This is a genomic window from Clostridium tertium (genome assembly GCF_902652255.1).
GTDB lineage: Bacteria > Bacillota > Clostridia > Clostridiales > Clostridiaceae > Clostridium > Clostridium tertium_A.
The window spans coordinates 1-9,627 of record NZ_CACRTO010000030.1; the positions used below are offsets into that span (position 1 = coordinate 1).

General features: G+C 28.4%; 6 protein-coding genes and 2 rRNA genes. 6 read left to right on the forward strand and 2 right to left on the reverse strand.

Translation table 11 applies throughout. The annotated features are described in order from the left end of the window. A 23S ribosomal RNA gene (locus tag GPX08_RS11845) occupies positions 1-125 on the forward strand; the annotation flags it as partial. Between the two features lie 123 nt (positions 126-248). After that, positions 249-365 (forward strand): 5S ribosomal RNA (rrf, locus tag GPX08_RS11850). 560 nt (positions 366-925) lie between these two features. Here the strand turns inward: rrf and GPX08_RS11855 are convergent. Together GPX08_RS11855 and GPX08_RS11860 are read right to left on the reverse strand one after the other, a co-directional pair. Next, a complete protein-coding gene (locus tag GPX08_RS11855) occupies positions 926-2,149 on the reverse strand; it encodes an ABC transporter permease subunit (RefSeq protein WP_156627021.1) in 1,224 nt (407 codons plus the stop codon). Positions 2,150-2,151: 2 nt separating this feature from the next. Then, on the reverse strand, positions 2,152-3,060 hold the full coding sequence (locus GPX08_RS11860) for an ATP-binding cassette domain-containing protein (RefSeq protein ID WP_156627022.1): 909 nt from the start codon (positions 3,058-3,060) through the stop codon (positions 2,152-2,154). Between the two features lie 311 nt (positions 3,061-3,371). On the opposite strand from GPX08_RS11860, the gene glgB reads away from it, so the two are divergent. From glgB to glgD, 4 genes are read left to right on the forward strand one after another with little or no spacing between them, the layout of a single operon-like run. Further along, positions 3,372-5,300, forward strand: a complete 1,929-nt coding sequence (gene glgB, locus GPX08_RS11865; protein ID WP_156627023.1) for a 1,4-alpha-glucan branching protein GlgB — start codon at positions 3,372-3,374, stop codon at positions 5,298-5,300. Positions 5,301-5,302: 2 nt separating this feature from the next. Further along, positions 5,303-6,736: a glycogen synthase GlgA gene (glgA, locus tag GPX08_RS11870; protein WP_156627024.1), complete on the forward strand. Its 1,434-nt coding sequence runs from the start codon at positions 5,303-5,305 to the stop codon at positions 6,734-6,736. Between the two features lie 46 nt (positions 6,737-6,782). Beyond that, positions 6,783-7,967 (forward strand): glucose-1-phosphate adenylyltransferase, encoded by a 1,185-nt coding sequence (locus GPX08_RS11875; protein WP_156627025.1) that lies wholly within the window; start codon positions 6,783-6,785, stop codon positions 7,965-7,967. A 14-nt stretch (positions 7,968-7,981) separates the two neighbouring features. Beyond that, positions 7,982-9,088 carry a glucose-1-phosphate adenylyltransferase subunit GlgD gene (gene glgD, locus GPX08_RS11880; RefSeq protein ID WP_156627026.1) on the forward strand — a complete coding sequence of 369 codons (1,107 nt, stop codon included), beginning with the start codon at positions 7,982-7,984 and terminating at the stop codon, positions 9,086-9,088. Positions 9,089-9,627: the final 539 nt, after the last annotated feature.

The window sequence follows — 9,627 nt, forward strand, 5'->3', positions numbered from 1 at the left end:
ATGAGATTTCCCATAGCGTAAGCTAGTAAGACCCCTTGAAGAACACAAGGTTGATAGGTCAGAGGTGTAAGTGTGGTAACATATTTAGCTGACTGATACTAATAGGTCGAGGGCTTGACCAATAAATTTGAAAATGTTAAAAATTATTCATATGCAATTTTCAGAGAACAATCTGAAAAAGGAATACAAATTGCTAAGGCAATTTGCATAAGTTCCGGGAACCAAATTAAAATTTGGACCGTCACTTATCTGGTGATGATGGCGTAGAGGAAACACTCCTTTCCATTCCGAACAGGAAAGTTAAGCTCTACAGCGTCGATGGTACTGCACGGGCGACTGTGTGGGAGAGTAGAACGTTGCCAGGTTAATAAATAAAAAAGACTTAAGATTTAATCTTAAGTCTTTTTTTCTATGAGTCTAATTTATTTTCTTTAAAACTAAACCTTTGCTTCTAATGCAAGTACATTCTCTAGGTTCGCTTGTGTGTAAGCATTGATATTTTACCTTTTTAGGAGCAATTACTTCTTGTGGCTTCTTTGTGTCCTTTTCTTGTGAACTCATAATGCCCTCCTTTAATAAAGTTAATTATATAAATAGTATATATTAATAGATAATAATTATCAATATATTTCGAAGCATTGATGATTTAAAAGTATATAAGTTGCAATAGTTATTATATTTTATTAAGTTCGTTAATAAGTAAAATATTTCAGTTAGGTAATTCACAATTAACTTATATAGAAATTAAAAGATCTATGATTTCAATTAATGTAATTTTATTTGAAAATCATTTTTCACTTAAAATTACATAAGTACTCAAGATGTATATTATTTATTGAAATATATATAGTAAAAATATATCCACAAGATATTATATAAGAATACAATACTTGTGGATAATAGTAATTACATTGTTGATATTATTTTAAATTAATATATCTTTTTTAGTAAAATTAAAATGAGCTATTATATAAGCTACTATAGCAGTTATTAACATACATGCTATTGCAGTAGTGGTTGTTAAATTAGGATTGTTATAAGCTAATGCTAAATTGGAGTTTAATAAGCTAACTGAATCAGCATATGTTGTAAATAATAAGTGACTATATGAACTAATTGTAGTAATAGCTTGACCTCCTATTGTTAAGAATATAGTTAGTATTACTGAAACAGCCATAGATATCATACTGCTTTTAAATAAAGTTGAAATCATAAATACTACTGAGCAAGCTGTTAATATAAATAAGGCTTGATATCCTATACTTTTTAATGCAAATTCTTTATTAGTTACCATAGTAGATGTATCAGGAACTTGCTCCATAATCATTTGTTGTGAGCTTTGATCAAATTTTTTCTCATATTGTTGCTCTATTCTAATAGGATAATCAGAAGCTTCTATATTACTTGTTACATTAACTATCGCCATTCCTGCAAGTTGGGGAATTAATATTAATGAAAGCACTGTTATAACAGCAGCTATAAATTTAGAAAATAATATTTTCCCTCTTTTAACTGGTTGTATAAGTAAGAACTTTAAAGTAGCAGGGGTACATTCTCCAGATACAATATCACTCATAAATACAGCAATACCTGCAATTAATAATCCTAGACCGAAGAATTGGCTTAAGTTATTATAGAAACTGTATTCGTTATATTCCCAGTTTTCTATAGGTGCTATATTATTAGCTTTTAGATATTTATAGTCTTCTAAAGTTTGCTTATCTTGAGCATAATAAACTTTGTTCCATTCATTAATGCCTGTATCTTCGTATTCTTTAATTATAATTTCTAAGTTTTTAATTTTATCATCTAATTGCTTTTTCCAAGCATCTTCTTCAATTCCATTTTCAATAATTTTTTTGTTATCATCTATTTGCTTTAGTAAGCTTTGCTCTATTTGTTTTGAGCCATTTATCCAATTTTCATCACCATCAGCTTCTGCTCTCTTAATATCATTTCTTACATGTACTAATTGTTCTTCTGCTTGTTTAATTTGATATTCGGGAGAAATCCACTCTCTCATGTTTTTATCTGCACTCCATGTACCATAAGCTGTTATACCAATGAAGGCAATAAATAAAGCAAAAACTATCCAAGTCTTAGGTCTTTTGAAAATTTTTATAAGTTCATTTTTAATAAGTGTAAGCATAGTTATCTTATCCCCCCTTCTACTAATTCCATATATCTTTGTTCTAGACCTTTTCTGATTTTATAGATTTCTTCTATTTCAAAGTTATTATTAACAAGATGCTTAATTAGTTTTGGAGTCGTATTAGATAATAAAATAATTTCAATTCCATCTTCAGATTTTCGTACTGATTGTATATATTCAATATTTTTAAGTAAGTTCAGATCTATTTCTTTAGTAAGATTTAAACAAATAATATCAGTATCAGTTTTCATAGAATCATTTACTACATTTTCTACTGATTTAATAGTTCCATGATTGATAAAAGCAACTCTATCACATAAGTGCTGTACCTCTGATAATATATGTGAAGATATAAAGACTGCCATTCCTTTTTCTCTAGCTGCTTTTTTAACTACTTCTCTAAAGTCTAAGATTCCTGATGGATCTAAACCATTAGTAGGTTCATCAAGTATAAGTAGCTTAGGATTTGAGAGTGAAGATGCTGCTAGACCTAAACGTTGCTTCATACCTAAAGAATATTTTCTCACCTTATCATCAATTCTATTTTCAAGACCAACTAATTTAATTGTTTCTTCTACACTTTCCTTAGGAATTTTTCTAATTCTAGCTATTTGCATTAAATTTTCTCTTCCAGTTAAGTATTTATATAGCTCTGGATTCTCAACGACAGCACCAACTTCTTTTAATGCTTTTTCTGTGTCCTTTTTTAAATCATAGCCACATATTTTAATGCTTCCTTCATTAGGATGTATAAGACCAACGAGCATTCTTATAGTAGTAGTTTTACCAGCGCCATTAGGACCTAAGAATCCAAAGATTTCACCTTCCTCAATAGAAAAAGATATATCTTTAATAATTTCTCTTTTTCCAAGAGACTTTTTTAGATTTTCTACCTCTAAAACCTTCATTATTTTCCTCCTTATTAGTACGTATTGTAATTAATAATAAAACTTAAATCTTAATATATATAAGAAGAAAAACTTAATAACTATTAATCTTACCTTAAGAAAAGCTTAATATTAAAACAAAAATTATATAAATATAATTTAAATCTCTAAAAATTAATCTATTAACTAACAAATAAAGAAAACCTATTATGTAAATAAATGTAATAAAAGAATTTAATATGATAATTCTAGTAAGATGAAAAAATGGAAATAAATACAAGGTATTGATATAATATTTTTATTCTATTTATGTTAACTAGGGAGATATTAGTATGTTGCAAATTAATGAAAAAAGTAATCAAGGAATAAAAGAAAATATTAAACTCTTTCATAAAGGTGAAAACTTTACTAGCTATAAATTTATGGGAGCACATTTTAGAGATGAGAATAAAAAAAGAGGAGTAAGGTTTACTACATGGGCACCTAGAGCTAAAGAAGTATACGTAGTAGGAGATTTTTGTGATTTTACTCCTGATGATAAATATAGAATGAAAAGAATAAATGATGAAGGAATATGGAGCTTATTTATTCCTAATATTAAAGATGGTGAGAAATATAAATATTATATTGTAAGCAATGATACTAATAATGGAATATATAAAGCTGATCCATATGCTTTTTACTCAGAGCTTAGACCGAACACTGCGTCCGTTATAAAGAAAAAAGATAAATTCAAATGGACAGATAAAAGGTGGTTTAATAAAAGAAGAGCATTCAATCCATTAAATATACCTATAAATATATATGAAATTCACTTAGGTTCATGGAAAAAGAATGGAGAGGAATTTTTAACTTATAGGGAATTAAGTAAGGTTCTACCTAAGTACTTAAAAGAAATGGAATATACTCATGTTGAATTTATGCCATTAAGTGAATATCCACTAGATGCTTCTTGGGGATATCAAATTACAGGGTATTATTCTATAAATAGTAGATATGGTTCAGCTTCTGAACTTAAAGAATTGATAAATGAGCTGCATAGAAATGATATTGGGGTAATACTAGATTGGGTGCCAGGACATTTTTGCAGGGATGAACATGGATTGTTTAAGTTTGATGGGACTCCAACTTATGAATATGAGGAAGAATGGAAATCGGAAAATAAGGGTTGGGGTACTGCTAATTTTGATTTAGGCAGATGTGAAGTAAGAAGTTTTTTAATATCTAATGCTTTTTATTGGATTAAGGAGTTTCATATAGATGGACTTAGGGTAGATGCTGTATCTAATATGATTTATTTGAATTATGGAAGAAAAGAGGATGAATGGATACCTAATAAGTATGGTGGAGATGGTTGCTTAGAGGGAGTAGAATTCATTAAAGAACTTAATAGAAATATAGATTCTAAGTTTACAAATATATTAATGATAGCAGAAGAGTCAACAGCGTGGCCAAAGGTTACTGATTCGATTGAACATGGAGGATTAGGGTTTAATTTTAAATGGAATATGGGTTGGATGAATGACACATTAAAATATGTAGAGTTAGATCCTATATATAGAAAATATAATCATAATAAAATTAATTTTTCAATTATGTACAATCACTCTGAAAGTTTTATATTGCCTATATCCCATGATGAAGTTGTACACGGAAAAAAATCATTAATAGATAAAATGTGGGGAGATTATTGGAATAAATTTGCTGGATTAAGATTATATTTAGCTTATATGATAGGTCATCCTGGTAAAAAGTTAACCTTTATGGGAAGTGAGTTTGCTCAATTTATAGAATGGAGAGAGTATGAGGAGCTTGAGTGGAAACTAACTGATAAATTTGAGATGCATAAGTTAACTCAAATTTATGTAAGAGAATTAAATAAATTTTATAAAAACAATAGGGCTCTTTGGGAGATGGATTATGATACTAACGGTTTTGAGTGGATAGATGCAAATAATAATGATCAAAGTATTTTTATATTTATTAGAAGAGGAATTAAAGATGAGGATACTTTAATATTCATTTGTAACTTTACACCTATAGTACATTATGACTTTAAACTAGGAGTTCCATTCTACGGAGAATATAGAGAGGTGTTTAATAGTGATAGTATTGAATTTGGTGGATCAAATCAATTAAATGAAGAGAAGATAAAATCAGAAAAATTTAGCTATCATAATAAGAACTATTCGATAATAATAAAGGTTCCTCCGATGGCCGTATCAGTATTAGCTATTTCTAATATTAATAAGGGGGAATAAAGATGAAGGTTTTAATTGTTGCTTCAGAGGCACATCCATTTATAAAAACAGGTGGATTAGGTGATGTTATAGGCGCATTACCAATTGAACTAAAAAGAGAGGGTATAGATGTAAGAGTTATTATACCTAATTATAGGGATATTAAAGAAGAAATAAAAAAGGATTTGGTTTATGTTGATAAGTTCAGTGTAAATGTAAGTTGGAGAAGTCAGTATTGTGGAATATTAGAACATGAAATAGAAGGAGTAAAATTCTATTTACTAGACAATGAGTATTATTTTAAAAGAGACGGATTATATGGTTATTATGATGATGGTGAAAAATTTGCTTTCTTTAGTAGAGCGGTATTAGAATTTTTACTTAATATAGATTGGACTCCAGACATAATTCATTGTAATGACTGGCAGACTTCTATGGTATCAGTATTATACAAATTAGAGTATTCAAGGAATGAAAAACTAAAGGACATTAAAAATATTTTTTCTATTCATAATCTTCATTTCAAGGGTATGTTTTCTAAGGAAGTCTTACCTGAGCTATTTGGTTATGATTATGAAGCATTTTATAATGGGAGCTTAGAACATAATGGAGCTGTTAGTTTCTTGAAAGGTGGAATTAATTATTCTGATAAGATAACTACTGTTAGTAACAGTTATGTTGAAGAAATAAAAACTCCAGAATACGGGGAAGGATTAGAAGGGTTATTAAAATATAGAGAAGATTATCTATGTGGAATAGTAAATGGTATAGATTATAAGGAATACGACCCTTATTTAGATAATAAAATAGACTTTAATTATAATAGTGAATCTTATGAAAAAAAACTACTTAATAAGAAGGAACTTCAAAAAGAATTTAATTTAGAAATCAATGAGGATATTCCTTTGATAGGAATAGTATCTAGACTTACTCATCAAAAGGGATGTGATTTAATATTAAATATACTAGAAGAAGTTCTAAAGGAGGATGTACAAATTGTTATTCTAGGAACAGGAGATTATATATATGAAGAGGGCTTTAAAAACTTTAGCAATAGATATCCTAATAAAGTAAGTGCCAATATTAGGTTTAGCAATGACTTAGCTCATAAGGTATATGCTGCATCAGATATGTTTTTGATGCCATCTTTGTTTGAACCTTGTGGACTTGGACAGTTAATTGCTTTGAGATATGGAAGTATACCTATAGTAAGAGAAACAGGGGGGCTTAAAGATACAATAACTCCTTATAATGAGTATGATGAGTCTGGTAATGGATTTGGATTTAAAAGTTATTATCATTTAGAACTATTAAATACAATAAAATATGCTTTGAATATTTACAGTGATAAAAAGAAGTGGGATAAGTTAGTTAAATCTGCAATGGAATCAGATAACAGCTGGGAGAAATCAGCTAAGGAATATATAAGTCTTTATAAAGAAGTAATTAGTAAATAGAAGTGCTTATTCATATATAAGTAATTGGTATAGGAGAGATAGGTATATGGGGAAAAAAGAAATTGTAGCAATGATTTTAGCAGGAGGACAAGGGTCTAGATTAGGAGTTTTGACCAAGGATATCGCAAAACCGGCTGTATCTTTTGGAGGTAAGTATAGAATTATAGATTTCCCTTTAAGTAATTGCTCTAATTCTGGAATATATACAGTTGGAGTTTTAACACAATATAAGCCACTAGATTTAAATTCTCATATAGGGATTGGGGATTCTTGGGATTTGGATAGGAGAGATGGAGGAGTTTCTATCTTACCACCATATCAAGGAGAAAGAGGTGGTGATTGGTATAAAGGGACTGCTAATGCTATATATCAAAATATAGAATTTATAGATAGGTATAATCCAGAGTATGTACTAATATTATCTGGAGATCATATTTATAAGATGGATTATGATAATATGTTAAATTTTCATAAGAAGAATAATGCTGAAGCTACTATCGCTGTAATAAATGTTCCTTTAGAAGAGGCAAGTAGGTTTGGAATAATGAATACAAGGAGAGATAATTCAATATATGAATTTGAAGAGAAACCTAAAAAACCTAAAAGTACAAATGCGTCTATGGGGATATATATATTTAACTGGAAGACATTAAAACATTATTTAAAGGAAGATGAGAAAGATATTAATTCAAGCAACGATTTCGGGAAAAACATAATCCCTAAGATGTTAATGGCAGGAAGAAAATTAATAGCTTATCCATTTGATGGATACTGGAAAGATGTTGGTACTATAGAGAGTCTATGGGAAGCAAATATGGATTTATTAAAAATAGATGCAGGACTGAATCTATATGATAGTGAATGGAAGATATATTCGCAGAACCAGGTAAGTCCTGCACATTATATAGGTGAGGGAGCTAAAATAAAGAATTCATTAATAGTAGAAGGGTGCATGATAAATGGTAGTGTAGAAAAATCTATTTTATCTCAGGGGGTATATGTTGGTAAGAATACAGTAATAAAAGATTCAGTTATAATGCCTAATGTACAAATAGGAGATAATGTTAGAATTGAGAAAGCTATAGTAGGAAATGACGCTATTATAAGTCATGGATGTAAGATAGGAAACACAGATGGGATAGAGGTAGTTGCTGCAAATGAATATTTAAGTAGCAACTTTGAAATAGAATTTAAAGAAATATCATTAAAGAATGAACTAATAAATACTTAGAGGTGGTGTATAGTATGAATAATTGCCTTGGAATAATTAATTTAGATGAAAATCAAAGTAGAATGGGTGAGTTAGTTAGATATAGAACTTTAGCATCAGCACCACTATCGGCTAGATATAGACTAATTGATTTTATATTATCTAATATGACTAATTCAGGAATAGAAGGTATAGGAATATTTACTACAAATAAATCTCAATCACTTATAAATCATCTAACTAATGGCAGGCCTTGGGATCTCCATAGAAAGAAAGATGGTCTTAGAGTTTTTAATTTTGGAGATTATGAACCAGCTTATGATGATATTCATAATTTTGTAGAAAATATAGAGTTTATTAAACAAAGTAGAAAAGAATATATTTTAATAAGTCCTGCCTATATGGTATGTAATATTAATTTTAGTGAAGTATTAAGATATCATATTAAATCTAATAATGATATAACAACAATATTTAAGAATGTAGACAATGCTAATAAAAGTTTTTTAGAGTGTGAAGTACTTAATATGAATGAATACAATAGAGTAATTAGTATTGGAGAAAATATAGGTATAGAAAAACAAGCAAAAATTAATATGGAAATGTATATAATGAAGTCAGAGTTATTTATAGATATAATTCAAAAATGTGCTAAATCAGGAGTATATAAAAAGATAAAAGAGTTCATTTCAGATAATTTAAGCAAATTAAAAGTTGGAGCTTATGAGTATGAAGGATACTTATCTTGTATAAACTCTATTAAATCATATTTTGATGCTAATTTAGATATGCTAAATCAAGGGGTGAATAGAGAGCTGTTTTATAATGAAAAACCTATATATACTAGGTCTCAAGATGAACCACCGGCCAAGTATACAGAGATGAGTCTAGTAACTAATTCTATAGTGGCTAATGGATCATATATAGAAGGAGAAGTGAAAAATTGTATTATTGGTAGAAGAGTAATAATTGGAAGAGGGGCAAAAATAAAAAATTGTATTATAATGCAAAACTCAATTATAGGAGAGAATGTAATTATGAATAATGTAATTGCTGATAGGGGAACAATAGTAGAAGAAAATAAAGTAGTTATGGGAACAGACAATTATCCTGTAACAATTCAAAGAAGAAGAGTGGTATAAGGCATATATATAGATACAATAACTTTATATATAAATGATTTAAAAAAAGATTGTTTATGTTAATTAAAAAATTAATATATATTTAGTTTAAATAGATCTTAAAGTTATATTTTTATGTTTAGGCTTAGAGATAGTATGGTATCTAAGCTTAAACATAATAACAAACTATCCTGGTGTATCAATAGACGAATAATCTAAAAATAAGGAGTATACTTAAGTAATATAAGAATAAATTCGTATTATTTATATATTTGTTAAAAATGACTATCAATAGAGATGGTAAGATTAATCTCGTTCTCAGGCAAAAGCCAAAGAGAACAAGCTGCAAAAAACTAAAAAATAATTTTAAAAATTATTGACATATTAGTTTGAAAGTAGTATGATAATTAAGTCGCTTGAGAGCGGCAAAGAAAATGGTCTTTGAAAATTGAACAGAATAAAGTTAAGTAAAATAAACCAGCAATTCTTTTAAGTCTTAAAATTAAGACTCAAAGTAATTTGAGCAAAAGATTAAACTTTTTATTGAGAGTTTGATCCTG